This is a genomic window from Coralloluteibacterium thermophilum, assembly GCF_042654365.1.
Classification (GTDB): Bacteria; Pseudomonadota; Gammaproteobacteria; order Xanthomonadales; family Xanthomonadaceae; genus Coralloluteibacterium; species Coralloluteibacterium thermophilum.
This window is the reverse complement of record NZ_JBHSGG010000002.1, coordinates 394,002-419,744: the sequence shown is the minus strand read 5'-3', so window position 1 is coordinate 419,744 and position 25,743 is coordinate 394,002. Positions and strand designations below refer to the sequence as shown.

Here is a 25,743-nt window from a genome sequence, read left to right as displayed (position 1 = left end):
CACTCCTCATGGCCTTGATCGGCCTTCTCGTAAGTGTCCGTGAAAACGGGGGTGAACCCCTGGGATGGGGGTGAGCGCGGAACGCGCTGCTTGAGAAGCGAGTGGAGAGGAGTGAGAAACGAGGGCCGGCCGCTGCACGCTCCTCTCGTTTCTCACGCCTGATCTGTCACTCCTTTCCCGAAGCGCCCCCTCCCCAACCCTCCCCCGCGGTCCGCGGGGGAGGGGGCTGGTGGTGCCTGGCCTGCACGCTCGGCTTCATGGAAAGGGAAGCGCCACGCCCGCGCGAGCGGCTCCTTCCCCCGCCTGCGGGGGAAGGCTGGGATGGGGGTGAGCGCGGAACGCGCTGCTTGAGAAGCGAGTGGAGAGAAGTGAGAAACGAGGACGAGCCACCGCACGCTCCTTTTCTCACTCCTGATCCGTCGCTCCTGACCTGTCACTCCTGATCCGCGACGCCTGAGTTCAAGCCACGCGCTCGATCCGCATCGCGTCGCGTTCGAGGCCGAAGCGCACGCGGCGGACCAGGCGCGCGAGCGCCGCGGGGTCGTCGTAGTAGCGCGTGCGCACCGCGTCGCCCGGCAGCTCGATGAAGGTGGCCTCGACGCGCTCGCCGTCGATGGCGAGCAGGCCGGCGCCATGGCGGTCGGTCTGCACGTAGCGCAGCGGCGCGAAGCCTTCGGCGAACAGGGTGTCCAGCATCGCGACCATGCGCCGTCCCGCCTCGGCCTGCGCGTCGTCGCCGACGGTGCCGCGGGTGAGGATGCCCTTGAGCGTCTCCGACGACACCGCGGGCGTGGTGAACTCGACCGTCGCGTCGCTGTGCTGGGTGGCGAAGCCGGCATGGATGTCGCCGGAGAGCAGGATCACGCCGCCGGCGGGATCGAACAGCTCGCCGATGAGCTGCGTGCGCTCGTGCGGAAAGCCGTCCCAGTGGTCCACATTGAGATAGAAGCGCCGCTGCATGGGCGCAGGCGCGGCGAGTTCCGGGCGCGCCAGGTCGAGCACCAGCGAGGTGAACGACACCGAGCTGGCCACCACCTTGAAGCGCGCATCGCTGCCGCGCAGGCGCTCGGCGAGCCAGGCCTGCTGCGCGTCGCCGTAGGCGCCCTCGGCACCGTCCAGGGCGCGCAGCGCGGCGAACAGGTCGTAGCTGTCCTTGACCACGATGTAGCGCGCGCCCATCGCGCTGAAGAGCTGGGTCTTGCCCAGCGCCAGCCACGGCAGTCCGCGGTCGAGGCCGGCGGCCGTGGGCGGCGCCACGCGCGCGTCGGCCGGGGCCTTGGCGTTGTAGGCGGCGAGGAACTGCTCGACCACCGGCAGGGCGACCTTCCCGGTCGTCGCTGCGTCGGCGCGCACCTGCGCGTCGGCGTCGGACTGGCCGGCATCGCGGTAGGCCTGCGCCACCGCCATGCGCACGGCGTTGCGCAGCGGGCGCAGTGCGGCGTCGGCGAGGTCGACGTAGGGAATGAGCGAGGGCGCGAGCGCGGCGTAGTCCATGCCCAGCCGCGGCAGGCGGGCCTCCAGGGCGGCGCGATCGTAGACCACTTCGCCGGGGAAGGCGTCCTCGGGGATCGGATGGTCCGGGCGCGCGCTGCGGTAGTCGGTCAGCACCAGGTCGAGCGCCTTGCCGAAGCGCAGCGCGCGGTACAGCGCCACGTTGGGGAACAGGCGCCCGCGTTCCACCGGCAGCGGCGCGTCGTCGGCGAGGTCGATGTCGACCGGCATGTACTCGAAGTAGGCCTGCTCGGCGTTGCGGCGACGCTCGCGGTCGCGCTCGTCGACCTGCCCGTCGCGATAGGTGCCCACGTCCTGCCAGCAGTCGTCGGAGAACTCGTGGTCGTCCCAGATCGCCACCAGCGGCGCGCGTTCGAGCAGGGCCTGCAGGACCGCGTCGCCGCGGAACGCGCGGTGCAGCTGCCGGTAGTTCGACAGGCTGCGCGCGGCGAGGAAGCCGGCCTTGGCGCCGTCGCCCAGGGCCAGCGCGCCCTCGACATCGTCGAAGGCGATGCCGCGCTCGGCGCTCACGCTCTGGAACTGCGGATCGCCGACGGTCTCGTAGATGAAGTCGCCCAGGTGCAGGACGAAGTCGAGCTCCTCGTCCAGCAGCGGGACCAGGCTGTTGTACCAGCGGCCGCCGTAGTCCTGGCAGCTCAGGAAGGCGAAGCGCAGCGGCACGTCGGCATCCGGCGCGGGCGCGGTGCGGGTGCGGCCCGCCGGCGAGGACACGAAGCCGCCGGCGTCGTCCAGCAGGAAGCGGTAGTGGTAGGTGCGGCCCGACTCGAGGCCCTCGGCGCGGACCTTGAGGCAGCCGTCGCTGTCCGCCGGCAGCGCGACCTCGCGGTCGATCCGCAGCGCGGTGAAGGCCGGATCGTCGGCCACCTGCACGCGCACCTGCGCGGGCAGGCGCTCGGCCTCCACGCGCGTCCACAGCAGCACGCGGTCGGGGCGCGGGTCGCCCGAGGCGACCGACTGCGGGAAGTGCGCGCGCGACTCGCGGATGGCGTCCGCGGCCATGGCCGCCAGCAGCCGTCCGTGCGGAGCCACGGCGACCGCCGCGGCGCTGATGCCGATGATCCTGAGGAAGTGCCTGCGCTGCATGCCGGTGTCGCCGCTCGATGTGGAAAGCCGGCACTAGTACGCAGCCCAGATGACGCTGGATTGACAGCGCCCGCGTCATCCGGCTGTCGCGACGGTGTCACCGGCGTGCAACCGCGCTTGCCGAGGCTGGCGCGCTTTAACGCCGGCCTAACGGCGCCAACGAAGGACTGCGCATGACCACCCGCCGCCACCCGCTCGCTTCCGCCCTCCGTGTCGCTCTTCTCGCCGCCGTGCCCGCCGCGGCACTGGCCCAGCCCGCCACGCCGGCCGGCGAACGCGAAGCAGTGCGCCTGGACACCCTGGTGGTCACCGCGCAGAAGCGCGAGCAGCAGATGCAGGACGTGCCGATCGCGATCAGCGCCTACTCCGGCGAGTTCCTCGAGGCCTACGGCGTGCGCGACGTCACCGCCATCGGCAACCTCGTGCCGGGCCTGCAGGTGCAGGAGCAGAGCCCGAACAATCCGGGGTTCGTGATCCGCGGCATCACCTCCGACTCGGGCGAGGCCAACGTGCAGCCGCGCGTGTCGGTGTTCCAGGACGGCGTGTCGATCTCCAAGTCCCGCGGTTCGGTGGTGCAGCCCTTCGACCTCGAGCGCGTCGAGGTGCTGCGCGGCCCGCAGGGCACGCTGTTCGGGCGCGGCGCGCAGATCGGCGCGGTGCACCTGATCCAGAACAAGGCCTTCAACGGCAGCGAGGCCGGCTTCACCCTCGGCCTGGGCAACTACGACTCGACCCTCGCCACCGCCTACGCCAACGCGCCCATCGTCGACGACCTGCTCTACGGCCGCATCGCCGTCTTCCACGAGAAGCGCGACGGCTTCGTCGAGAACCTCTCCGGCGGCGACCTCAACGGCAAGGACACCAACGCCCTGCGCGCGAGCTTCCGCCTCGACATCGGCGACGCGAGCAGCCTCGACTTCATCGTCAACTACCAGAAGGACACGCCGCCGGGCACCGCCTTCCGCAGCGGCTCGATCCCGACCCGCACCGGCAGCCTCGACGTGCTCGACCGCACCGCCGACCTCAACCGCGCCGACGAGCTGGGGCTCGACCGCACCGTGCGCGGCGTGACCCTGCTCGGCAACTTCATGCTCAACGGCGCGTGGTCGCTGTCCACCATCACCGGCTGGCGCGACTTCGACTCGGTCGAGGAGTTCGACGCGGACGGCTCGCACATCTACGCGCTGGAGTTCGCCGAGGACGCGCAGGGCCGCCAGCTCAGCCACGAGTTCCGCTTCAACTACGACGACGGCGGCCGCTTCACCGGCTTCGGCGGCGTGTCCTGGTTCCACGAGAAGGGCACGCAGAGGGTGCCGATGCGCTTCGACGAGCGCAGCTTCATCACCATGCCGGCCTTCGGCCAGCAGCTCGGCATGCACATCCCGCCGCTGCTGCCGGACGGCTCGCCGAACACGCTGATCACCGCGCTGCCGATCGGCCCCGGCGTGGTGCTGCCGCTCAAGCCCTTCCACCAGGAGCAGTACACCAATTCGGGCGAGACCGACGCCTACGAGCTGTTCGTCGACGGCACCTTCGCCGCGACCGACCGCCTCAACCTGACCCTCGGCCTGCGCGGCACCCACGAGGACGTGACCGCCGGCTACAGTGCGGACTACTTCGGCGTGCCGAGCTACCTCGGCCTGGCCGGCCTGGGCGGCAGCCCGAACCCGGCGGCGCCGACCAACATCCTGTTCGCGCCGACCGACGGCTGGCTGACGCGCAGCGAGAGCTTCACCAGCGTGGTCGGTCGTGCGGTGGCCGACTACCGCTTCACCGACGACATGAACGGCTACCTGTCGTTCTCGCGCGGCCGCCGCCCGGACGTGGTCAACGTGGACGCCGCGGGCTCCGAGATCGTCGACGCCGAGATCGTCTGGAGCACCGAGCTCGGCCTGAAGGGCGCGGTGGGCAACGGCCGCCTGGTCTACGACGTGGCCGTCTTCCACTACGACTACTCCAACTTCCAGACCTCGGTGCAGGACCGCGAGACGCTGCGCTACGTGCCGGCCAACGGCGGCAACGCCTCCGCCAAGGGCGCCGAGCTCTCGCTCAGCTTCCGCGCCAACGACGCGCTCTCGGCGTTCTTCAACTACGGCTACGTCGACGCCAGCTTCGACGACACCGACGACGACGGGAATCCGCAGGAGCTCGCAGGCAACCGCTTCCGCCTGACGCCCAAGCACAGCGCGTCGGCGGGCGTGGACCTCGGCTTCGACCTCGCCGGCGGCAGTCGCGTCTACCTGCGCCCGAGCTGGAACTGGCGCTCGCACGTCTACTTCGAGGACGCCAACACGCCCGGCATCGAGCAGAGCGGCTACGCGCTGTTCAACCTCCGCGCCGGCGTGCGCTTCGGCGATCACTGGGACCTGGGCGTCTACGGCAGCAACCTCGCCGACAAGGACTACCTGATCGACGCCGGCAACACCGGCCGCCTGTTCGGCACGCCCACCTACATCCAGGGTGCCCCGCGCCTGTACGGCGTGACCCTCAGCGGTCGTTTCTGAGTCCGCCGATCCGCAGCAGCTCGCGGACGCTGGCCGCGAGCGCCGGCACCGCGAAGGGCTTGCCCATGGTGCGGATGTCCGGCGCCGCGGCGGCGTCGGCCTCCGCGCCGCCGGCGTCGGCATGGCCGGTGAGGAAGAGCACCGGAAGGCCCGGCCGGCACAGCCGGGCCAGCTCGGCGAGCTGGCGTCCGCTGGTGCCGGGGAGGCCGACGTCGGCGATCAGCAGGTCGATGTGGCGGTCGGAGTCGAGCAGGCTCATGGCCCGGGCCGCGTCCTCGGCCTGGTAGACCACGTAGCCCAGCTCGCCCAGCACCTCGGCCATCAGGCTGCGCACCTCGGCCTGGTCCTCGACCACCAGCAGGGTCTCGCCGTTGCCGCGCATGGCCTCGCGCGCCGCGGGCGCGGCGGTCTGCGCCGCCTCGTTCGGCGCCCGCGGCAGCAGCAGGGTGACCGTGGTGCCGTGGCCGCGGGTGCTGTCGAGGCGCACGCCGCCGCCGGACTGGTGCGCGTAGCCGTGCACCATGGACAGCCCCAGCCCCGTGCCCTGGCCCATGGGCTTGGTGGTGAAGAAGGGATCGAAGGCGCGCTCGGCCACCTCCGGGGTCATGCCGACGCCGGTGTCGGCCACGACGAGTTCGACGTAGTCGCCCGTCGCCAGCATGCCCATGCCGGGCAGGCTGCCGCTCTCCGTGTTGCGGTTGGCGGTGGAGATGGTGAGGACGCCGCCGGTCTCCATCGCGTCGCGCGCGTTGATCACCAGGTTCAGCAGCGCGTTCTCGAGCTGGTTGCGGTCGGTCTCGACCTCCCACAGCCCGGGCTCCGCCTCCACGCGCAGGCGGATCTGCTCGCCGAGGGTGCGCCGGAACAGCTCCGACATCTCCTCGACCAGAGCGTTGAGGTCGATGCGCTGGAGGTGCAGGGTCTGCCGGCGCGAGAAGGCCATCAGCCGCTGCACGAGGCTCGCCGCCCGCTGCGCGCAGGCGTCGGCCATGCCGACGTAGCGCTCGATGCCCTCGACCTGCCCGCGCTCGAGCCGGCGCTGCATCAGGTCGAGGGCACCGCCGATGCCGGTCAGCAGGTTGTTGAAGTCGTGGGCGATCCCGCCGGTGAGCTGGCCGACGGCCTCCATCTTCTGCGCCTGCCGCAGTTCGTCCTCGAGCTCGCGCTGGTCGGTGACGTCGCGCCCGACCGCGTACACGCGGCCGGATTCGGGCACCGCCGCCCAGGCGATGCGCCGGTAGTCGCCGCCCGCGGTCCGCAGCCGGTTCTCGAAGCGCAGCGTGCGCGCGCCGTGGCGCAGGGTCGCCATCTCCTGGCGCGCGGTCTCGACGTCCTCGGGGTGGACCAGGTCGAGCAGGGCGCTGCCGAGCAGGTCCTCCTCGCGCAGGCCCAGGGTGTCCATCCAGGCCGCGTTGACCGCGATCAGCCGGCCCTGCGTGTCGCACACGCCCATCAGGTCGTTGCTGAGGTGCCACACCCGGTCGCGCTCCAGGGTGCGCGCCTCGACGCTGCGTTCCAGCGCCGCGTCGAGGATGCGCAGCGCGCGGTCGGTGAGGATGCGCTCGGTGACGTCCGCGAGCAGGCACAGCATGCCGCGCACCTCGCCTGCGGCATCGCGCACCGGCGAGCAGACGACGTTCCACCAGCTTTCCTCGGTCTGGCCGTCCTGGACGCGGCTCAGTGGCAGCGCGTCGAACCGGCACGAGCGTCCGGCGAGCACCGCGTCGATGCAGTCGGTCGCCGGCCACAGTTCCGCCCACAGCGCGCGCAGCGACCGGCCCAGCGCGCCCCCGGGCCAGTCGTCGAACAGCACGCGCGCGGCCTCGTTGTGCAGCACGGTCAGGTCGTCGCCCCAGCCGAGCAGGGCGGGCTGCGGCGTCGCCAGCAGCAGGCCGAGGTCGTTGCGCAGGGCATCCGGCCACGCCGCGAGCGGGCCCAGCGGCGTGCCGCCCCAGGCATGCGCCTGGATGCGCGCGGCCGCGCGCCCGCCACCGGCCAGGAAGCCGGGCGTGCTCGGACCCGGGTCGGAGTGCTGGAGGGACATGGGAACAGGCGGAGGGAGACGCGCCCGAGTCTGGCGACAGCGGTGTGTGCGTCCCCTCAACGCGCGCGTGCCGGACGGTTGCGATTCAGCCTGCGTGCGCTTCTGGCGAGGGTTGAGGAGTAAAGGGAAGAGGAGTGGGCATGGGGCGTGGAACATGGGAGGGCGTGCGACCCGTCCCGCTTCGCATTTCTTGCCGGTCATTCCTCCCGCTACGCGCTCACCCCCATCCCGGCCTTCCCCCGCAGGCGGGGGAAGGGGTTTTGTGGCAAGTAACGCGACATGAGAAGTGAGAAACGAGAGGCACCGTGGTCATCCACCCCTCGTTCCTCACTCCTCCCCACTCACTCCTCGAACAGCCTCACCCCAGCGCGTAGCCGATCCTGAAACCGCCCCAGTGCCGTCCGCCGACGAGGATGGGCACGGAGAGGTCGAACATCACCTCGCCGGTGTCGCGGCGGTAGACCTGCAGCCGGTAGGGGTCGGTATGCGTGCCCACGCTCGCGCCGACGCGGTCGGCGAAGATGCGCTTGGTGCGGTTGCCGACGAGGTCCTGCTTCGCGTCGCCGGTGAGCGGCTTCGAGAAGCGCAGGTTGTGGGTCGGCACGTAGCCGTCGGGATTCGCGCAGATGGCGAAGACGATCCACGGCTCCATGGCGAGCACCCGCTCCTGGATCGGCGGCAGCAGTTCGTCGCAGAGGCCGTCGAAGGACGTGGCGAACTTGGCGGGCATCACGCCGGGGATCGGCGTGTAGTCGCGCGCGAACAGCGCCTCCGGCGCGATCCTGCGGCTGCGGAGGGCCTCCAGGAAGACGGCGCCCACCGCCTCGGCGGCGCCCCGCGCCAGCCCGGCCACGCGCGCGTGCCGGGGCTCGACAAGCGGGTCGGCAGGGAGCCGGAACAGGCCCACGCAGTCCTGCAGCGCGGCGGTGGCGCGCCCGAGCCGCTCGGCCCCGCCGGCGGCGGCGTCCGCCTGCGCCACGTTGTCGCGCGCCAGCGTGGCCACCTCGGCGAGAGCGCCGTCGATGGCGGCGACGTCGTCCGCCTGCGCGGCGACCCGCGCGGCGACCGACTCCATCGCGCCGCCGGCGCGGGTCATGAGTCCCCCGATGCCGTCCAGCACGTCCTCGGTCTCGCGTGCCGAGGCCGCGCTGCGGTCGAGTGCCGCGCGGGTCTCGCCGAGGATGGTGTGCACGTCGCGCGCCGCGTTCGCCGCGCGCTCGGCAAGGCGGCGGATCTCGCCGGCGACGACCGCGAAGCCGCGCCCGGCGGCACCGGCATGCGCCGCCTCGATGGTCGCGTTGATGGACAGGATGTTGGTCTGGAAGGCGACCGCGTCGATGACCTCGACGACCTCGTTGGCCCGTGCGGCGCTGCGCTCGACCTCCTGCATCGCGTCCGCCAGCCTGCGCGCGGCGACGGCGCCGCGGCCCGCGCCGGCATCGGCCTCCCGGGCGAGGCCGATCACCGCCTCGAGGTCGCCGCGCGCCCCGTCCAGGCTCTGCACGAGGCGTCCGGTCGTGCGGACCACGGTCTCGAGGCCGCGCAACTGTTCCAGGGAGTGGCGGGCGAGGGCCTCGTTGCCCGCGGACAGCGCCGGTACGCCCCAGATGCGGGTGCAGTCGGCGCCCACCAGCGTCTCCGCCTCCGCCGCGAGAAGATCGCAGGCGCAACGGTTTGCGGCCTGCACCGTCCCGTCCGCATCGAGCGCCAACAGGCCGACCGGCGCATCGGGAAGCGCGGCGGAACCGAGGACAACCGTGGACGCGGAATCGGGCTGGGCCATGATGCGACCGGTCGGTGGGATACCGCCCTATCGGCCGAGCCGCGCGGCGACTTGAGTCAGCGCGCCGGTCCGGGAACGCTGTGCCGAGCACCGGGCCGTTCATGGGCGCGAGCAGGCGATGGCCTGTCGATGCTCCGCCTTGACGCCGGGCGGCACACGCTGCGTTCTTCTTCACGCAGCTGGAGTCGCCGGTGCTGGAAACCTTCGTCATCCCGATCCTGGGCAGCCTGCTCGCCGGTGGGCTGATCGGCTTCGAGCGGGAGTACAAGTCGCGGCCGGCGGGGCTGCGCACGCACACCCTGGTCGCGCTCGCGTCCACCCTGCTGATGCTGGCGGCCGCGCGGCAGGGCGACTGGGACATCACCTTCTTCGACACCCAGGACATCGTCACCGATCCCACGCGCATGGCCCACGGCATCCTGACCGGGATCGGCTTCCTCTGCGCCGGGGTCATCTTCCGCCACGGCTTCTCGATCCAGGGGCTGACCACCGCCACCACGCTGTGGATGACCTCGGCGCTGGGCATGCTGTTCGGCGTGGGGCTGTGGGGCCTGGCCTCGGTGGGCACGGCCGTGACCCTGGTGGTGCTGGTGCTGTTCCGCCTGTTCTACCGCTACCTGCCCCGGCGCAACGACATCGACGTGATCGTGCGCCTGCGCGGCGACGGCGCCACCTCGGGGCAGGAGATCGAGGCCCTGCTGCGCGGGCTCGGCCTGCGCGCGGAGGCCGTCCGCCAGCGCCTGCTCGGCGATGCCGACGTCCTCGAAGTGGCGTTCAAGGTCGTCTCGCCGAGGGGGTTGCACCTGGAGACGATGGTCGACGCCCTGCGCGGCGTGGACGACGTGCGCGGCTTCGAGCTGGCGCCGCGCGAGGAGTGAGCGCTCAGCCGGCGTCGGCGATCAGCGCGGCGAGGCCGGCGCAGTCGCCGGGCGCGTGGTCGGCGCGTCCCGGCCAGGCGGACGCGCAGGCGTTGACCAGGATCGCCGGCGCGCCGGCGGCGCGTGCGCAGTCGAGGTCGTAGACGTGGTCGCCCACCATCGCCATCGCCGCCGGCGCGACGCCCCAGCGCCGCGCGAGGCGCAGCAGTCCGTCGGGATCGGGCTTCGGTGCCGCCTCGTCGCGGCCGAGGATGGCGCCCGGGTCGAAGCAGTCGGCGATGCCGAGCGTGGCGAGGATGCGCAGCGCCACCGGGCGCACGTTGCGCGTGAGGATGCCCAGCGTGGCGCCGCGCCCGCACAGGGTCCGCACCAGATCGACCGCGCCCGGCGCCGGGCGCGCGCCGTCGGCGAGGCGGTGCTCGTGCTCCAGCAGCCACGCGTGCGCGGCGGCGGCCTCCCCGGCGGGGAGCGACGCGAGATGGTCGAGGATGTCGGCCTCCGGCGGCACGCCGAGTTCGCGCCGGATCAGCGCGAAGTCGTGCACCGCGACGGTGAGGGTGCCGTCCATGTCGAACACCCAGTGCCGGCAGCGCCGCAGCGCGGCCGGATTGGCCGCGGTCGCGGTCGGCGCACTCATGCGCAGGCCGCCGCGGTGGCGGGGGCGGCGGCCAGCCGCGGCGGCCGGCCGACGAGGTCGAGGAAGCGGTCGAACACCTGGCGCGCCTGCGCCTGCATGGTGGCGATCCGCAGCCGGGTGAGCGCGCGGATCGCCGCCTCGTCCTGGCCGAGGCCGGAGGCGGCGAGTTCCTCGCGGTAGGCCGGCACGCGCAGCCAGCGCTCGACCAGCGCCTCGTCCATCTCCAGGTGGAACTGGAAGCCGTAGGCGCGGTCGCCCCAGCGGAAGGCCTGCTGCTCGCAGGTGTCGGTGCGCGCGAGCTGCACCGCGCCTGCCGGCAGGTCGTAGGTCCGCGCATGCCACTGGAACACCGGCGCGCCCGCGCCCAGGGGCGCCAGCACCGGGTCGCGACGGCCGGCGTCGGTGCACTGGAGGTCGTACCAGCCGATCTCGGGCTGCGCGTGGCGCCGCACCGGCGCGCCCAGCACGTGCGCGAGGAGCTGGGCGCCCAGGCAGATGCCGAGCACCGGCTTGTCCTGGCGCAGGGCACGCTCGATCGCGCGCAGCTCGGTGGCCAGGTGCGGGCGCCGCGCCTGGTCCTCGACGTTCATCGGGCCGCCCAGGACCACCAGGCCGCGGTAGCGGTCGATGTTGGGCTGGGCCTCCGGATGGCGCTCGAAGTTGTGGAAGCGGATCCGGTGCCCGCGGCGGCGGATGAGCGCATCCAGCGTGCCCAGCGGCTCGGCGGCGACGTGCTGGAAGACCACGAGGCGGGACATGCGGACGACGGCGGCTGCGGGCGGGCCAGTCTTGCCGCGCGCCGTGCCGCGCGCAAGCGCACGCTGCGCTGCGCGCGCGGCCCTACACTCGCGCGATGCGGAGCGAGGGCGGGGCGCACAGGGCGGACGAAGCCGCGGCGGCGGAGGGCGGCGGCACGCCGGCGGTCCGCGACGACCGCCGGCTCCTGCGCGGCCTGCTCGTCCACGACATGCGTCGCGACCTGCGGCGCCACCTGCGCCCGCTGCTCGCCTGGCACCTGCTGTTCACCGCCTTCGCCACGGCGGCGACGGTGCCGCTCACCACCTGGTCGCTGGCGGCCCTGCTGCACTGGATCGAGCGCCCGCTCGCGGGCGAGCTGGACGATCTCGCCACCAACCTGCTGGCGCTGGCCTGGCTCGCCCTCGCGGCGGCGCTGGCCTGGTTCGCGGTGATGCTGCAGCAGGCCGGCATGCTGCTGGTCTCGGCCAGCCGCGGCTGCCGCTACCGGGTCGCGGCTGCCGCGCTGCTGGGCATGCTGCGCCGCGCCGGGCCGCTGGCGGCGCTCGCGGCCTGGCAGATCGTCACCCACGCGCTGCTCGCCCTGCCGTGGCTGGCGGCCGGCGCGCTGCTGTACGGGCTGTTCCTCGGCGGCCACGACCTCTACTACCTCGCGACCGTGCGGCCCCCGGCCCTGTGGCGGTTCGCGGCCGCGTTCGCGCCCTTCCTGCTGGCCGGCCTGCTGCTGCACGCGACGCTGTACTTCCGCTGGTTCCTCGCCACCCCGGCGCTCGTGCTGGAGGGCCTGTCGCCGGCCGCGGCGCTGGCGCGCAGCCGCACGCTCACCCGCGGGCGGCACTTGCGCATCGCCGTGCTGGTGGTGACCGTGGCGCTTGCGGTGGCGGCGCTGCCGCTGGCGGTGACGGAACTCTACGACCGCGCGGCGACGCCGCTGCTGGACTGGATCCCCGACCATCGCCTGCTGGTGAGCGCCGGCATGGTCGTCTACCTCACGCTCTACGCGGCCAGCGTGCTCGGCGTGCTGTTCCTCGGCACCACGCTCAACACCCTGCTGGTGCGTGCGCTGTTCCGGCGCCTTGGCGGCGGCCGCGCGGCGCACGGTCCGGAACCGCCGCCCGCGCACCCGGGGCGTTTCGTGTGGGGCGCCGAGGCCGCCTTCCTCGGCGTCGCCGTGGTGCAGGCGGTGCTCGCGGTGGCGAGCATGAACCTGCGGAGCGAGGTCGCCGTCACCGCCCATCGCGGCGCCTCGGGCGTGGCGCCGGAGAACACGCTGGCGGCCTTCGATGCGGCCTTCGATGCGGCCATCGCGGCCGGTGCCGATGCCATCGAGTTCGACGTGCGGCTCAGCGCGGACGGCGCCGTCGTGGTCGTCCACGACAGCGACTTCCGGCGCGTGGCCGGCGACCCGCGCCGGGTGGTCGAGACCAGCCTGGACGCGATGCGCGCCCTGGACGTGGGGGCCTGGTTCGGCCCCGCCTTCGCCGGGGAACGCATCCCCACGCTCGGCGAGGCCCTGGCCCACATCGACCGGCGCGCGCTCGCCCTGGTCGAGCTCAAGCCCGACGCGCACAACGCCCGGGACCTGCTGGAGGCGACCGTGCGCGAGATCGAGGCCGGCGGCTTCGGGGACGCCGCGATGCTTGCCTCGCTGTCGCCCGACCTCGTGCGGGCCGCAGGCGCCGAGGCTCCGCACCTGCGGCTGGCCCTGTTCGCCAACGCGGCCCTGCCGGGCACGGCGCAGCGCACCGGCTTCGACATGCTCGGGCTCAACCACCTGCAGGTCGATGCCCGGGCCGTGGCGGATGCGCGCCGGCACGGCTACCGGCTGCAGGTGTGGACGGTGAACGATCCGGTGCTGATGGCCCGCTACATCGACCTGGGCGTCGACGACGTCAGCACCGACCTGCCCGCGGAGGCGGTGCGGGTGCGCGCGGAGCGCGCCGCGCTGACCGACGTGGAGCTGCTGCTCGCACGCCTGCACAGCTGGTTCCGGCGCTGACGCCGGACACGACGGAGGGCGACCGCGGGCGGCCGCCCTCCGCGACGAGGCCGTGAGGCTCAGCGGCCCTTGCGCATGTCGTCGTTCGCCTTGCCGATGTCCTTCTGGACCTTGCCGGCGTTCTTCTGCAGCTTGCCTTCGAGCTCGCCGGAGGTATTGCCGGTCGCCTTGCCGGCGGCCTCCTTGAGGCTGCCCTTGACCTGGTTCTTGGTGCCTTCGGTGCGGTTCCTGTCGACCATCTCGTTCGTCTCCGTTGCGTCCACGGATCTCCTGTGTAGGACGCCGGGAGCGATACCGACGTGAACCGACGCGATGGCGATGGCCGCCGTTCAGCGGTGCGACGACCGGGTGTTCGATGCGCCCGGCCCGGGGCGCCTCTAGAATCGCCGATGGCCGCGCGTCGCGCGGCGCGCCCTCCCACCGGACACACCATGCCCAAGCGCGAATGGGTGGCGGATGCCATCCAGAAGATCGAGGCCGACTTCAACCGCTCGGCCGACACCCACCTGATCCCCCTGCCGCCCATGCCCGGCTACCCGGGCATCGACGTCTACCTCAAGGACGAGTCGAGCCACCCCACCGGCAGCCTCAAGCACCGTCTCGCGCGCTCGCTGTTCCTGTATGCGCTGGCCAACGGCTGGCTGTCGGAAGGCAGCACGGTGATCGAGGCGTCCAGCGGGTCGACCGCGGTGTCCGAGGCCTACTTCGCGCGCCTGCTCGGCCTGCCCTTCGTCGCGGTGATGCCGGCGGCGACCTCGCCCGAGAAGATCGCCGCCATCGAGTTCCAGGGCGGGCGCTGCCATCTCATCGAGGACGCCTGCGCGATCAACGCCGAGTCCGAGCGCCTGGCGCGGGAGACCGGCGGCCATTTCATGGACCAGTTCACCTACGCCGAGCGGGCGACCGACTGGCGCGCGAACAACAACATCGCCGAGTCGATCTTCAAGCAGATGGCGGAGGAGCGGCACCCGGTGCCGGCCTGGATCGTCTGCGGCCCCGGCACCGGCGGCACCAGCGCCACCCTCGGCCGCTACGTGCGCTACCGCCGGCACCCCACCCGCATCCTCTGCGCGGACCCGGAAGTCTCGGTGTTCTTCGACTTCTACCGCAGCGCGCGTGCCGGCGCGCCCCGCGCGGACCTGCGCATCGCGGGCGGTTCGCGCATCGAGGGCATCGGCCGCCCCCGCGTCGAGCCGAGCTTCATCCCGAGCTGCGTGGACGCCATGGTCAAGGTCCCGGACGCGCTCGCGCTGGCGGCGATGCGCCACGTCAGCGCCCAGCTCGGGCGCCGCGTGGGCGGCTCGACCGGCACCAACTTCGTCGGCGTGCTCGACGCCGCGCGCCGCATGCGCGAGGCCGGTCGGACGGGCGCCATCGTGAGCATCCTGTGCGACAGCGGCGAGCGTTATGCGCACAGCTACTACGATCCGGCCTGGTACGCCCGCTGCGGCATCGACATCGACGGCGCCGATGCCGCCCTCGCACGTGCCCTCGAAGGGGCACCACTGGAGGGCGTGGCGACCGCCTAGGGCCGCTGGGGCTTTCCTGCGCCGGGATGCCTGCGGCCCGGGTTGGGGCGGACACGAAGACGGGATCGCGCTGGAAGCGCGGCTGCCCGCTTCGTCCCCCAACCCTCCCCGGCGGGCAGCGGGGGAGGGTTGGGGAGGGGCGCTTCTGGTACGGGGCGTGAGACGCGAGGAGCGAGAAGAAGAGCAAGCGCGCCGATCCGCCCTCGCTTCCCACTCCTCCTCCGTCACTCCTCAAAGCAGCGCGCAAGGGGCCGCGCGCGCATAGCGGGGAGGCTGCGCTCCCGCATGCCGGCTTCGTTCGCCAGCAGCGGGTGGGGCGGCTCCCGGGAGGAGCGGGTGGACCGATCAGCCGCGGTTCTGGGTGATGTCGGTCTGCACCGCCTCGATGGTGTTCTCGACCTGGTTGCGATAGGTGTGGCCGTCGACGTCGCGCAGGCCGTCCAGCATGGTGTCGACCACGAAGCCGTTGACCTGGTCGCGCAGCACCTCCAGATCGACCTGGCCCTCGCTGAGCGCGCCGGCGATGTCCTGCTTGAGCTGGTCCACGGCGGCGCTGCCGAGCGTGTCGCCGCCCTGCAGCGCCTGGTCGATCACGCGGTCGATGGCGGGATTGTTGCCGAACACCGCCTTCAGGTCGCTGCCGACCAGGCGGCTGACCGCGCCACCGCCGGGGACGGCGGAGACGGCGAGGTCCACGGCGAAGCCGACGAGCTGCTGGGTGGCTGCCTCGCGGTTGTCGAGATCGATCTTGCTCTGGGTGATGGCGTCGAAGGCCGCACCGCCGAGGATGCCGAGCCGGTTCACCGCCTCGCTCTGGGGCGCGTCCGCATCGTTCAGGTGCGGCGGATAGCTGCGATCGACGCCGTTGAGGAAGTCCTTGTAGGTCTGCGCGTAGTCCTTCACCGCCTGCATGGCATCGCCGGCCGCGGGGTTGTCCGGGTTGAAGGCGGTGATCCGCAGCAGATTGCCCAGGTCGATGGCGTTCTGCCCGTACTCCTGGGCGTGGCCGTCGCCGCCGCGGGTGCTGGCGCTGTCGCGGGTGGTCAGCGCGTCCAGCACCGCCTCGCCCTGCTCGCCGGAGAGCAGTCCGCTCAGCGCCTCGGCGGTGGAGGCGATGGGCTTGTCGGTGTAGGGATCGAAGAAGATGTCGTCGTTCGAGGCCTCGGCGTAGCGCGCGATCTCGACCGCGACCTCGTTCCACTGCTGCGTGTCCGGCTGCGCCGCGACCGAGTCGATCAGGGTGGCCAGCGGGTTGCGCAGACCCTCGAAGGCGCCGTCGCTGTTCTCGAAGCCGATGCTGGATTCGCCGATGGCTTCGAGCAGGGTGGCGCGCGCCTCCGCGCGCGCGGAGGCGGCCTGCGCGGGGTCGCCGATGCCGGCGCCCGCCGCCTCCGTCACCTGGGAGAAGACGCGTGCGGCCATGTGGGGGTCGCCGGCGTCGGCGATCAGCTGCATCGCCACGCCCGAGGTGTGGAACTGGCCGCCGCCGTCCGCGACGCGCTCCAGGAGCGAGGTCGCGTAGGCCTCGCGGAAGGCGTCGGCCCGGGCGGGCTCCATGGCGCCGATGAAGTCGCGCGCCTGCGTCCAGGCGTCGATCCTGTGGCCGGGGGCCATGCCGTCCAGCGTGTACTGCTGGAGGAAGGTCTCCGCCTGCTGCTGGTCGATGTCGCCGCGCGCATAGCCGCTCGCGAAGGCGTCGGCGACGGCCTGGTAGCCGGCCTGGTCGACGCGGCCCTCGCCGTGCAGGCGGTCGAGCGTATCGAGCTTCAGCCACGAGTTCAGGGCGCCGGGATCCTGGGTGGTCAGCTCGGCGACGAGGCGGGCTCCGTCTTCCGGGGACAGCCCGGCGAGCTCCTCGGCGAAGGCTTCCATGCGGGCGTCGTAGTCGTCCCTGAGGAAGCGGCGCTCGCCGGTCCCGAGGATCTCGGACGCGGTGTCGCGGAGCTGCCGCTCGCTGGCGGCGGCGCCGACGCCCGGCTCCATGGGAGGCTGGCGGAGCGGGACGACGTTCGTGCTGTTGAGGCTGTCGAGGATGGGCGACATGGGATCTCGGCGGAGTACGGACGTGTTCCGCATCCTCCCCGCGCGCACGGCGTTCATCCAGCTGGGGACGACCCGAGGTGCGCGGTGCCGGTCCGCTCGCCGGCCGGTGCGGTCCGCCACTGACCATCGGCACGCGAGGACGGCGCCCGGCCCGCTACCATGCCGGATCCCCTGTCCAGCGGCCGCCGGCGGCCGCGCCTTCCGCGGAGTGCCCTGCATGCGCAAGACCTGCCTGTCCCTGTTCCTCGCCGCCGCGCTGGCCGGCTGCCAGACCGCGCCGCCGCCGGACGCGCCGCGCGAGGGTGCCGCTGCGGCGGCGTCGCGGGAGGCCGGATTCCCGGCGGTCGCCGAGTCGCTGCTGATGCGCGCGCTGGAGCGCAGCCCGGAGTGGTCCATCTACGCCGGCCGCTACGACGACGCGGCGACGCTGACCGTGCCCGATGCCCAGCGCCGGGCCGAGGACCTCTCCTTCGCGGAGGCCGCGCTCGCCGAGCTGGCCGCCTTCGATCCCGCGCAGCTGCCGCCGGACCAGCGCATCGACCACATGCTGCTGACCAATCGCTTCGAGTCCACGCTCTGGTACCTCTCCATCTTCCGCGACTGGGCGTGGAACCCGGCCAGCTACAACGTCGCCGGCCCGATCGGCCTGCTGCTCAATACGCCCTACGCCGACGAGGACAGCCGCCTGCGGACGGTGATGGCGCGGCTGGAGCGCGTGCCCGACTACTACCGCGCCGCGCGCGCGAGCATCGAGGATCCGACGCCGGAGCACGTCGAACTCGCCATCGTGCAGAGCCGCGGCGCGCTCAGCGTGTTCGGCGACGGGCTGCGCGAGCGCATCGCGGGCTTGGGCCTGGACGCCGCCGAGCGCGCGACCTTCGAGACGCGCATCGACGCCGCGCGCGAGGCCATCCAGGGGTGGATCGACTGGCTCGAGGGCGAGCAGGCGCGCCTGGCCGAACGCGGCAACGCACGTTCCTTCCGCATCGGGCCGGACCTCTACGAGGCCAAGTTCCGCTACGACGTGCAGTCCGACTTCACCGCGCGCGAGCTGTACGAGCGGGCGGTCGCCGAGAAGGAGCGCCTGCACGCGCAGATGGACGGCATCACCCGCCAGCTCTGGCCGAAGTACTTCGCCGGCACGGCGATGCCGCAGGACCGGCTCGAGCGCATCGGGATGATGGTGGGCCACCTCTCGCAGCGGCACGTCGCGCGCGAGGACTTCGTGGACGAGATCCGCCGCCAGATCCCGCTGCTCGCCGAGTTCGTGCGCGAGCACGACCTGCTGGACCAGGACGAGAGCCGTCCGCTGGTGGTGCGCGAGACGCCGGAGTACATGCGCGGCGGCGGCGCGGGCGCGTCGATCAGCGCGCCGGGCCCGTTCAACCCGACCGCCAACACCTACTACAACGTCAGTCCGCTCGACGGCTACACCGACGAGCAGGCCGCGAGCTTCCTGCGCGAATACAACCACTGGGTGCTGCAGATCCTCAACATCCACGAGGCCATTCCCGGGCACTACACCCAGCTGCTGCACGCCAACAAGACGCCCAGCCTGATCAAGAGCCTGATCCGCAACGGCGCGATGATCGAGGGCTGGGCGGTCTACGCCGAGCGCATGATGCTGGAGCAGGGCTGGGGCGGGCAGGAGCCCGAGATGTGGCTCATGTACGGCAAGTGGAACCTGCGCGTGGTCACCAACGCCATCCTCGACTACGCCGTGCACGTCGAGGGCATGACCGAGGCCCAGGCCATGGACCTGCTGCGCCGCGAGGCCTTCCAGGAGGAGACCGAGGCCGTCAACAAGTGGCGGCGCGTGCGCCTGTCGCAGGTGCAGCTGACCTCCTACTTCACCGGCTACGCCGAGATCTACGACTTCCGCGAGCGCCTCAAGCGCGAGCAGGGCGAGGCCTTCGACCTCAAGACCTTCCACAACCGGTTCCTGAGCTACGGCAATGCGCCGGTACCGGCGATCGTGGGGTTGATGGGGGAGGGGAGGTGAGGCGGGAATGGGGAAGTGGGAATCGGGACCTGGGGTCTGTCGCAGTGCGTGCCGTGGCATAGCCGGGGCTGGGTAGGCGGCGGGCTTCATGCCTTGGGGAGGTGAAGCGGGAATCGGAAGTGGGAATCGGAAGCTCGGGGGTGCCGCGCTGCGTGCTGCGGTAGGTCGAGGGCGGCTTTGGGCGGAAGGGCCGCAGGGCTCCGTACCCTCGCCATTCCCGATTCCCGATTCCCACCCCCGCCCGGTCCATAATCCGCCCCGACCTCTCCCGGCCCCGCCCCATGCCCACCACCCAGCTCTCGGTCTACTTCTTCCTGCAGGTCGCGGTGATCATCGCGACCTGCCGGCTGGTGGGGCGGCTGGCGCAGCGGGTGGGGCAGCCGCAGGTGGTGGGGGAGATGATCGCGGGGGTGATGCTGGGGCCGTCGCTGCTGGGGCTGCTGTTCCCGCAGGTGCAGGCGGCGCTGTTCCCGCCCGAGACGCTGTCCATGCTCTACGTGGGCGGGCAGCTCGGCGTGGGCATGTACATGTTCCTGGTCGGCACCGAGTTCCGGGCCGATCACTTCCGCAGCGGCGCGCGCAGCGCGGTCAGCGTGTCCGCGGCGGGCATCCTCGCGCCGTTCGCGCTCGCCTTCGTGCTCACGCCCTGGCTGATCGAGGTGCCGGGCCTGTTCGCGGAGCGGGCGCGGCCGTTCGAGGCCTCGCTGTTCCTCGGCGCGGCCATCGCCATCACCGCCTTCCCGATGCTCGCGCGCATCATCCACGAGCGGGGCCTCGCGGGCACCCGGCTCGGGACGCTGGCGCTCACCGCCGGCGCGGTCGACGACGCCGCGGCCTGGTGCATCCTCGCGGTGGTGCTGGCGAGCTTCGGCGGCGCCTGGGGCGGCGCCTACGCCGCCATCGGCGGCGGCATCGCCTATGCGCTCTTCATGATCTTCATCGGCAGGCGCCTGCTGCGCCGGCTGGGCGGACTGGTCCGGCCCGAGGCGCCCCTGCCGTCCTCCGTGCTCGCCCTGGTGCTGGCCCTGTTCTGCCTGAGCGCCTTCGCGATGGACGCCATCGGCATCCACGCGGTGTTCGGCGGCTTCCTGCTCGGGGCGGTGATGCCGCGCGGCGCGCTCACCGAGAAGCTGCGCGAGCAGCTCCAGTCCTTCGTGGTGGTCTTCCTGCTGCCGCTGTTCTTCACCTATTCCGGCCTGAACACGCAGCTTTCGGTGCTGTTCGATCCCGGCATCCTGCTGGCGGCGGTGGCCATCCTGCTGGCCTCGTTCTGCGGCAAGGGCATCGCCTGCTGGGCGGCCGCGCGCCTGGGCGGCGAGGACAACCGCAGCGCCATGGCCATCGGCTCGCTGATGAACGCGCGCGGCCTGATGGAGCTCATCATCATCAACATCGGCCTGCAGGCCGGCGTGATCCTGCCGGGGCTGTTCTCGATCCTGGTGCTGATGGCGATCCTGACCACGCTGATGGCGACGCCGCTGTTCAACCGCGTCACCCGCGGCGCCCCGGGCGCGACGCCCCTGCCGCTGCAGCCCTGAGCGGCGGCCGTTCCTTCACGCCGCCGGCGCCCCGGCGGGCGGCAAGAATCGGCGCCTCGTCCAGCGGAATCCGCGCGATGGCCGGCGGCAGCCTCCTGATGCTCCTCGACGACATCGCCACGCTGCTGGACGACGTCGCCCTCCTGACCAAGGTCGCCGCGCGCAAGACCGCCGGCGTGCTCGGCGACGACCTGGCGCTCAACGCGCAGCAGGTCGCCGGCGTCGCCGCCGAACGCGAGCTGCCGGTGGTGTGGGCGGTGGCCAGGGGCTCGCTGCTCAACAAGGCGATCCTGGTGCCGTCGGCGCTGGCGATCAGCGCATGGGTGCCGTGGCTGGTGACGCCGCTGATGGTCGTGGGTGGCACCTTCCTCTGCTACGAGGGTGTCGAGAAGCTGGCGCATCGCTTCCTTCACCGCGAGGACGCGGCCCGCCGCCGCGCGCTGCGCCTGCGCGCGCTCGCCGACGCCTCGGTCGACATGGTGGCCTTCGAGAAGGACAAGGTCAGGGGCGCGATCCGCACCGACTTCATCCTTTCCGCCGAGATCGTGGTGATCTCCCTCGGGGTGGTGGCGGGCGAGGACTTCAGTCGCCAGGTCGCGGTCCTGTCGGCCATCGCGCTGGCCATGACCGCGGGCGTCTACGGCGCCGTCGCCGGCATCGTGAAGCTCGACGACGCCGGGCTGCACCTCAGCCGCAGCCCCCGCGCGGCGGTGCGGGCCGTCGGCACCGGCATGCTGCGCGCGGCGCCGTGGTTGATGAAGGCGCTGAGCGTGGCCGGCACCGCCGCCATGTTCCTCGTCGGCGGCGGGATCCTCGTGCACAGCATTCCGCAACTGCACCACGCGGTGGAGGCGCTGGCGCCGGCGGGGCCGCTGCACGGCGCCGCGGCGATGCTCGGCAACGCGGTGGCCGGCGTGCTCGCCGGGGCCGTCGCCCTGCTGGCGGTGCGCGGCATCGGCCGCCTGTTCCGCCGCGCGCCCGCGCACTAGGCGATCACGCCCGGCCGACCCTCGGGTTCGCCCGGGGTACTGGCGCGCGCGGCCGCGACCTAGCATGCCGGGTCCGGCCGCAGGGCGCGGCCATCGACCATGAGGCGAGGCGCATGAAACGGATCGCGACGGTGCTGGCCCTGCTGCTGCTCGCTGCCTGCAGCACGTCGAGCGAGGTCCGCAGCAGCTATGCCGCGGCGAGCGGCGACCGCTTCGCCTACGAGATCGAGAACGCCGGGGCCATGGACGCCGAGGCCCTGGGCATCTTCCGCGCCCGCCTCGACAGCCAGCTCGCCGCGCGCGGCTTGCTCGCCGCCGACGGCACCCCGCCCACCCGGCGCGTCGCCATCCGCATCGACACCTACCGGATGCGCCACGGCGCCGCGCGCGGCCTCCTCGGGGCGATGGCCGGTACCGACAGCATCCAGAGCACGGTGGTGGTGCGCGATCCCGGCGGTGCGGTGCTGGGGGAGGTGCGCGTGGACTCCGGCAACGCCACCGCGCTGGGCACCGCCACCGGCATGATCGAGCGCCACGCCGACCAGGTGGTCGCCTTCGTCGCCGGCGGCGCCTGAGCGCACGGCCGCACGCGCCGGACTAGGCCGCCTCGACCCGGTTCCTGCCCTTGCGTTTGGCGGCGTACATGGCCGCGTCCGCGCGACGCAGCAGGGCGTCCTGGCTTTCCCCGGGCCGGCGCAGCGCGACGCCGGCGCTGAAGGTGATGAACACGCGCTCGTTGTCGTGCAGGAAGAAGGCCTGGGTGAGCGCGCGCTGCACGCGCACCATCGCCGCCACCGCCGAGGCGAGGTCGGTGTCGGGCAACAGGATCAGGAACTCCTCGCCGCCGAAACGCGCGATGGCGTCCACCTCGCGCAGCGTGGTCCTGACCGTGGCCACGAGATGGCGCAGCGCGGCGTCGCCGCCGAGATGGCCGAGCCGGGCGTTGAGCTGGCGGAAGTCGTCGAGGTCGAGCAGGGCCAGGCACAGCGGGCTGCCGCGGCGCTCGCAGCGTGCCACCTCGCGCGCGTAGACCTCGTCGAGGCCGCGCCGGTTGAGGCCGCCGGTCAGCGGGTCCTCGCGGACCTGCGCGCTGACGCTGCGCAGCTCGTCCTCCAGCGCGCGCACGCGCGCCTCGGCGGCCGCGGCGTCGCGGCGCGCCTGCTGCATCTCGTCGCGCGCGCGCAGCATCTGCGCCTGCATCGCGCCGGTGTCGCGCAGCACCTCGTCCAGCACGCGGTTCAGGTCGCCGATACTGCGGACCTGCCGCAGGGCGCCGGCGTGGTCGTCGATCCGCGCATGGAACTCTCCGGTGCTGGCCGCGACCGTCTCCAGCCGGTCGACGAAGGCGACCGTCATCGCGGTCATGGCCTCGCGGGCCTCGCTCATCGCGCTCCGGACGACGCCCTGCCTGACGATGGCCTCGCGCAGCGCCGCGCGCGCGTCCTCCAGGGCGAGGCGGTCGATGGGCGCGGAGATCAGCTGGCGCACCATCTCCACCTGGCCGTGCAGCCAGCCGTCGCTGTCGAGCAGCTCGCCGACGTTCTCCAGCAGCAGGCCGAACAGGCCCATGAGCAGGGCGTGCCGCTCGGCGGCGTCGTCGGCGTGCAGGGCGATGCGGTGGGTCAGGGCCTGCAGGCCCTCGGCGAGCGTGGCGGCGCTGTCGCCGGGCCGCCAGGCGCGGACGCGGGCGGCGAGGGCGTCGCAGTCCGCGGCCAGCGCCGGTGCGTCGCGCAGCGCCTCGGCCAGCGCGCCGGCGAGGGTGGCGGCCAGCAGTTCGCGCAGCGGCACGGCCGGGGCGGGATCCCGCGGTGCCGTGTCGATGGTGGCGATGTACTTCTCGACCAGCTGGCGGAGGGTGCGGGCGGCGCTTTCGCGGTCGTCCTCGTCGCAGGCGCGGCGCAGGCGGCGGCCCATGTCGGCCAGCTCGCCTTCCAGCGCGATCAGTCCCTCGGCGAAGGCGCGCAGCAGCGCATCGGCGCTGTCGGCGCCGGAGAAGAGCGTGCGCAGGGTCTCGGGGAGCGGGCGCGGCGGTGTGGCCGCGGCGCCGTCGCCCGCCAGCGCCGGCACGCCGGCCGCGGGCGGCGCCTGGCGTCGCGCGAACAGGCGTCGCAGCGGCCCGGCCTCCGCGCCGGCCGGCGGATCGTTCTTGCCTCGCTGCACGCCCGCCCTGTCCTCGCTGGTGTCGTCCCCGGGTCCGCCCCGTCCGCACGCGGTATCGGCCGCGGACGGCGGCGCTTGAGGCGCCGCCGCGGCGCGGTTCAGCGGCCGTCGGCCAGCCCGGCCTCGGCGAGGGCGCGGCCCAGGCGTGCGAAGGCCCGTTCGGCCTGCTCCAGGTCGTCGAAGCGCTCCGCGCAGGCGACGACCACGGTGGGTGCCCCGCTCCCGGGTCCGAGCACGCCGACGTTGCAGGCGCGGGCGATCTGGGTGCCGGTCTTCTGCGCGAAGTCGGCGCCCGACGGCAGCCCCGCCTGGATGCGCCGGTCGCCGGTGGTGATGGCCTGCATGTGGTCCAGCACCAGCGCGGTGCTCTCCTCCGAGAGCAGCTCGCCCGTCGCCAGCGTCTCGAGCATGTCCGCGAAGGCGTCGAGGGTGGCGGCGTTCCTGCCGGTCTCGTAGTAGCGCTCGAAGACCGTCTCCAGGTCCGGCGCGTCGAGCTCCCCGCGCGGGACGCCCAGCGCCCGCGCGAGCGCCGCGAGCCGCGCCTCGCCGGCCTCGGCGTTGCGCAGCGCGACGATCTGCGTGTTCGACAGCGCCGCGACGCCCGGATGCAGCGGCCCGTAGGCGTCGTAGCGCACCTGCAGGAGGGTGGTGACCGGCCCGAAGCCGCGCCCGGCCCAGGCGCGGATGCGCCGGTTGAGGTGGTCCTCGCCGACCAGCCGGATCAGCATGTCGGTGGCGGTGCTGTCGCTGTCGCGCAGGGACTTCTCGATCAGCGTGCCGATGCTGAAGCGGGTGCCCGGCTCCTGGTAGAGCATGTCCCCGGCACCGTCGACGAAGTCGCTCTCGGCGAGCACCAGTTCCTGGTCGAGGTCGAGTTCGCCGGCATCGACCCGTTCGAGCACGGCGATCGCGACCGGGATCTTGATCGTCGATGAGAGGTACCAGGCGCGGCCGTCGCCGTGGTCGATCTCGCCGCCGTCCTCGCCGAGGCGGCGGACGAGGACGCCGAAGTCGCCGGGCATGTCGGCGTCGATGCGTTCGATCTCCGCGGTCAGCGGTTCCACCCAGCCGGGCGTGCCGGCGGCGGCGGGTTCGGCGGCATCGCGCGCGGGCGTTGGGGTGTCGGCGGTGCGGTCGGTGCCCTGGCAGGCGGCGACGAGGCAGGCCGCCCCCAGGGCGGCGAGGCAGCGGCGGGTTCGACGCATGGATGCTCCGGGAGTCAGCGCAGCGGGCTGAGTACCCCGGAGGCGGTGACCGCCGCGCCAACGTCGCGCAGCGCGCGCTCGCCCTGCGCGGTGGTGCCGCCGCGCGCGCAGGCGGCGATCACCACGCGCTCGCCGCGCAGCGTGACGATGCCCAGGTCGCAGACGCGGCGGTGCTGGGTTCCCGTCTTGTGCGCGAAGCGCGCGCCCGGGGGCAGCGCGGCGCGGATGCGGCGGTCGCCGGTGCGCACGCGTTCCATGACGCCGAGCAGGTAGGCGGTCTGTTCCGGCCCGAGCGCCCGCCCGTCCGCGAGCGCGCCGAGCATCCGCCCGTAGGCGCTCAGCGGGGCGCTGTTGAGGTTGATCGCGTAGTAGGCCTCGAAGGCGCTGTCGAGGTCGGGCAGCAGGAATTCCCCGGGCGTGGTCCCGAGCATCTGCGCGAGCAGGTCCAGCCGCGGCGCGCCGGCGGCGGCGCGGCGCAGGGCGAGCAGGTCGGCCGAGGTGAGCCCGGCGGCGCCCGGATGCAGGGTGCCGTAGGCGCGCCGGCGCACGTCGGCCAGCGTGGTGATCTCCAGCCCCTGGGCGGCGACCAGCTCGCGCGCGACCGCGTTGACCTCGTCGAGGCCGACGACGCGGATGAGCACGTCGGTCGCCGTGTTGTCGCTGTAGATGATCATCTGCTCGAGCAGGTAGGACACGCGCAGGCGCGTGCCCGGCGGGTGCGCGTTGGTGCCGCCCGCGCCGTCCACGAAGTCGTCGGGCTCCAGCGCGATGCGGCTGTCGAGCGCGAGCGCGCCGTCCTCGATCCGCCGCAGCACCGCGATCGCGACCGGCACCTTCACGCCCGAGGCCAGGTACCAGTTCTCGTCCGCGCGGAAGGAGAACGTCTCGTCGCGGCCGAGATGGTGCACGTAGACGCCGATCTCGCCGGGGAAGCGCGCCTCGGCCGCGTCGAGGCGCGTGCGCAGGGTCTCGACCCAGGCCGGCGTCGGCGTCTCGGTGTCGGGAAGCGGGGCGGAGGCGGCGGGACTGGCGGCGGCCAGCAGCAGCGCGAGAAGGGCGGCGCTCAGGAGTCTGGTCATCG

18 protein-coding genes are annotated in these 25,743 nt (G+C 73.0%); 8 read left to right on the top strand and 10 right to left on the bottom strand.

Features of this window, described 5'->3' with window-relative positions; genetic code table 11:
• Positions 1-459: 459 nt before the first annotated feature.
• Positions 460-2,595, bottom strand: a complete 2,136-nt coding sequence (locus ACFO3Q_RS02295) for an alkaline phosphatase D family protein (protein ID WP_377002983.1) — start codon at positions 2,593-2,595, stop codon at positions 460-462.
• Positions 2,596-2,768: 173 nt separating this feature from the next.
• On the opposite strand from ACFO3Q_RS02295, the gene ACFO3Q_RS02290 reads away from it, so the two are divergent.
• Positions 2,769-5,099, top strand: a complete 2,331-nt coding sequence (locus tag ACFO3Q_RS02290) for a TonB-dependent receptor (protein ID WP_377002982.1) — start codon at positions 2,769-2,771, stop codon at positions 5,097-5,099.
• Here ACFO3Q_RS02290 and ACFO3Q_RS02285 read toward each other — a convergent pair.
• Together ACFO3Q_RS02285 and ACFO3Q_RS02280 are read right to left on the bottom strand one after the other, a co-directional pair.
• Positions 5,083-7,143: a hybrid sensor histidine kinase/response regulator gene (locus ACFO3Q_RS02285; protein ID WP_377002981.1), complete on the bottom strand. Its 2,061-nt coding sequence runs from the start codon at positions 7,141-7,143 to the stop codon at positions 5,083-5,085. The genes ACFO3Q_RS02290 and ACFO3Q_RS02285 overlap by 17 nt on opposite strands.
• A 358-nt stretch (positions 7,144-7,501) precedes the next feature.
• Entirely contained in the window at positions 7,502-8,926 is a 1,425-nt protein-coding gene (locus tag ACFO3Q_RS02280) for a methyl-accepting chemotaxis protein (protein WP_377002980.1), read from the bottom strand.
• 191 nt (positions 8,927-9,117) lie between these two features.
• On the opposite strand from ACFO3Q_RS02280, the gene ACFO3Q_RS02275 reads away from it, so the two are divergent.
• The gene (locus tag ACFO3Q_RS02275; RefSeq protein WP_377002979.1) at positions 9,118-9,804 is read left to right on the top strand and encodes an MgtC/SapB family protein; all 687 of its coding nucleotides are present in this window, start codon (positions 9,118-9,120) and stop codon (positions 9,802-9,804) included.
• A gap of 4 nt (positions 9,805-9,808) precedes the next feature.
• Here ACFO3Q_RS02275 and ACFO3Q_RS02270 read toward each other — a convergent pair whose 3' ends face one another.
• The gene (locus ACFO3Q_RS02270) at positions 9,809-10,441 is read right to left on the bottom strand and encodes an HAD family hydrolase (protein ID WP_377002978.1); all 633 of its coding nucleotides are present in this window, start codon (positions 10,439-10,441) and stop codon (positions 9,809-9,811) included.
• Positions 10,438-11,199, bottom strand: a complete 762-nt coding sequence (locus tag ACFO3Q_RS02265; RefSeq protein WP_377002976.1) for a type 1 glutamine amidotransferase — start codon at positions 11,197-11,199, stop codon at positions 10,438-10,440. The genes ACFO3Q_RS02270 and ACFO3Q_RS02265 overlap by 4 nt, the downstream gene beginning before the upstream one ends.
• A gap of 95 nt (positions 11,200-11,294) precedes the next feature.
• Here ACFO3Q_RS02265 and ACFO3Q_RS02260 point away from each other — a divergent pair, with 95 nt between their 5' ends.
• Positions 11,295-13,196, top strand: coding sequence for a glycerophosphodiester phosphodiesterase (locus tag ACFO3Q_RS02260; protein WP_377002975.1), 1,902 nt, complete (start codon positions 11,295-11,297; stop codon positions 13,194-13,196).
• A gap of 59 nt (positions 13,197-13,255) precedes the next feature.
• Here ACFO3Q_RS02260 and ACFO3Q_RS02255 read toward each other — a convergent pair whose 3' ends face one another.
• Positions 13,256-13,459, bottom strand: a complete 204-nt coding sequence (locus ACFO3Q_RS02255; protein ID WP_377002974.1) for a CsbD family protein — start codon at positions 13,457-13,459, stop codon at positions 13,256-13,258.
• A gap of 168 nt (positions 13,460-13,627) precedes the next feature.
• Between ACFO3Q_RS02255 and ACFO3Q_RS02250 the strand changes: the two genes are divergently transcribed.
• Positions 13,628-14,725 (top strand): PLP-dependent cysteine synthase family protein, encoded by a 1,098-nt coding sequence (locus ACFO3Q_RS02250; RefSeq protein ID WP_377002973.1) that lies wholly within the window; start codon positions 13,628-13,630, stop codon positions 14,723-14,725.
• Between the two features lie 345 nt (positions 14,726-15,070).
• Here the strand turns inward: ACFO3Q_RS02250 and ACFO3Q_RS02245 are convergent, their stop codons facing one another.
• Positions 15,071-16,768, bottom strand: a complete 1,698-nt coding sequence (locus tag ACFO3Q_RS02245) for a hypothetical protein (protein ID WP_377002972.1) — start codon at positions 16,766-16,768, stop codon at positions 15,071-15,073.
• Between the two features lie 217 nt (positions 16,769-16,985).
• Here ACFO3Q_RS02245 and ACFO3Q_RS02240 point away from each other — a divergent pair, with 217 nt between their 5' ends.
• From ACFO3Q_RS02240 to ACFO3Q_RS02225, 4 genes are all read left to right on the top strand, one after another.
• Positions 16,986-18,770, top strand: a complete 1,785-nt coding sequence (locus ACFO3Q_RS02240; protein ID WP_377002971.1) for a DUF885 domain-containing protein — start codon at positions 16,986-16,988, stop codon at positions 18,768-18,770.
• A 281-nt stretch (positions 18,771-19,051) separates the two neighbouring features.
• Positions 19,052-20,308, top strand: a complete 1,257-nt coding sequence (locus tag ACFO3Q_RS02235; protein ID WP_377002969.1) for a cation:proton antiporter — start codon at positions 19,052-19,054, stop codon at positions 20,306-20,308.
• Positions 20,309-20,385: 77 nt separating this feature from the next.
• The gene (locus ACFO3Q_RS02230; protein WP_377002968.1) at positions 20,386-21,297 is read left to right on the top strand and encodes a DUF808 domain-containing protein; all 912 of its coding nucleotides are present in this window, start codon (positions 20,386-20,388) and stop codon (positions 21,295-21,297) included.
• A gap of 113 nt (positions 21,298-21,410) precedes the next feature.
• Positions 21,411-21,872, top strand: a complete 462-nt coding sequence (locus tag ACFO3Q_RS02225; protein ID WP_377002967.1) for a DUF4410 domain-containing protein — start codon at positions 21,411-21,413, stop codon at positions 21,870-21,872.
• A 22-nt stretch (positions 21,873-21,894) separates the two neighbouring features.
• Here ACFO3Q_RS02225 and ACFO3Q_RS02220 read toward each other — a convergent pair whose 3' ends face one another.
• The 3 genes from ACFO3Q_RS02220 to ACFO3Q_RS02210 all read right to left on the bottom strand — a co-directional run bounded on the left by ACFO3Q_RS02220 (position 21,895) and on the right by ACFO3Q_RS02210 (position 25,741).
• Complete coding sequence (locus ACFO3Q_RS02220; RefSeq protein WP_377002965.1) at positions 21,895-23,457, bottom strand: GGDEF domain-containing protein; 1,563 nt, start codon at positions 23,455-23,457, stop codon at positions 21,895-21,897.
• A gap of 98 nt (positions 23,458-23,555) precedes the next feature.
• Positions 23,556-24,662 carry a serine hydrolase gene (locus tag ACFO3Q_RS02215; RefSeq protein ID WP_377002964.1) on the bottom strand — a complete coding sequence of 369 codons (1,107 nt, stop codon included), beginning with the start codon at positions 24,660-24,662 and terminating at the stop codon, positions 23,556-23,558.
• A 14-nt stretch (positions 24,663-24,676) separates the two neighbouring features.
• The gene (locus ACFO3Q_RS02210; protein ID WP_377002963.1) at positions 24,677-25,741 is read right to left on the bottom strand and encodes a serine hydrolase; all 1,065 of its coding nucleotides are present in this window, start codon (positions 25,739-25,741) and stop codon (positions 24,677-24,679) included.
• Between the last annotated feature and the right edge of the window lie 2 nt (positions 25,742-25,743).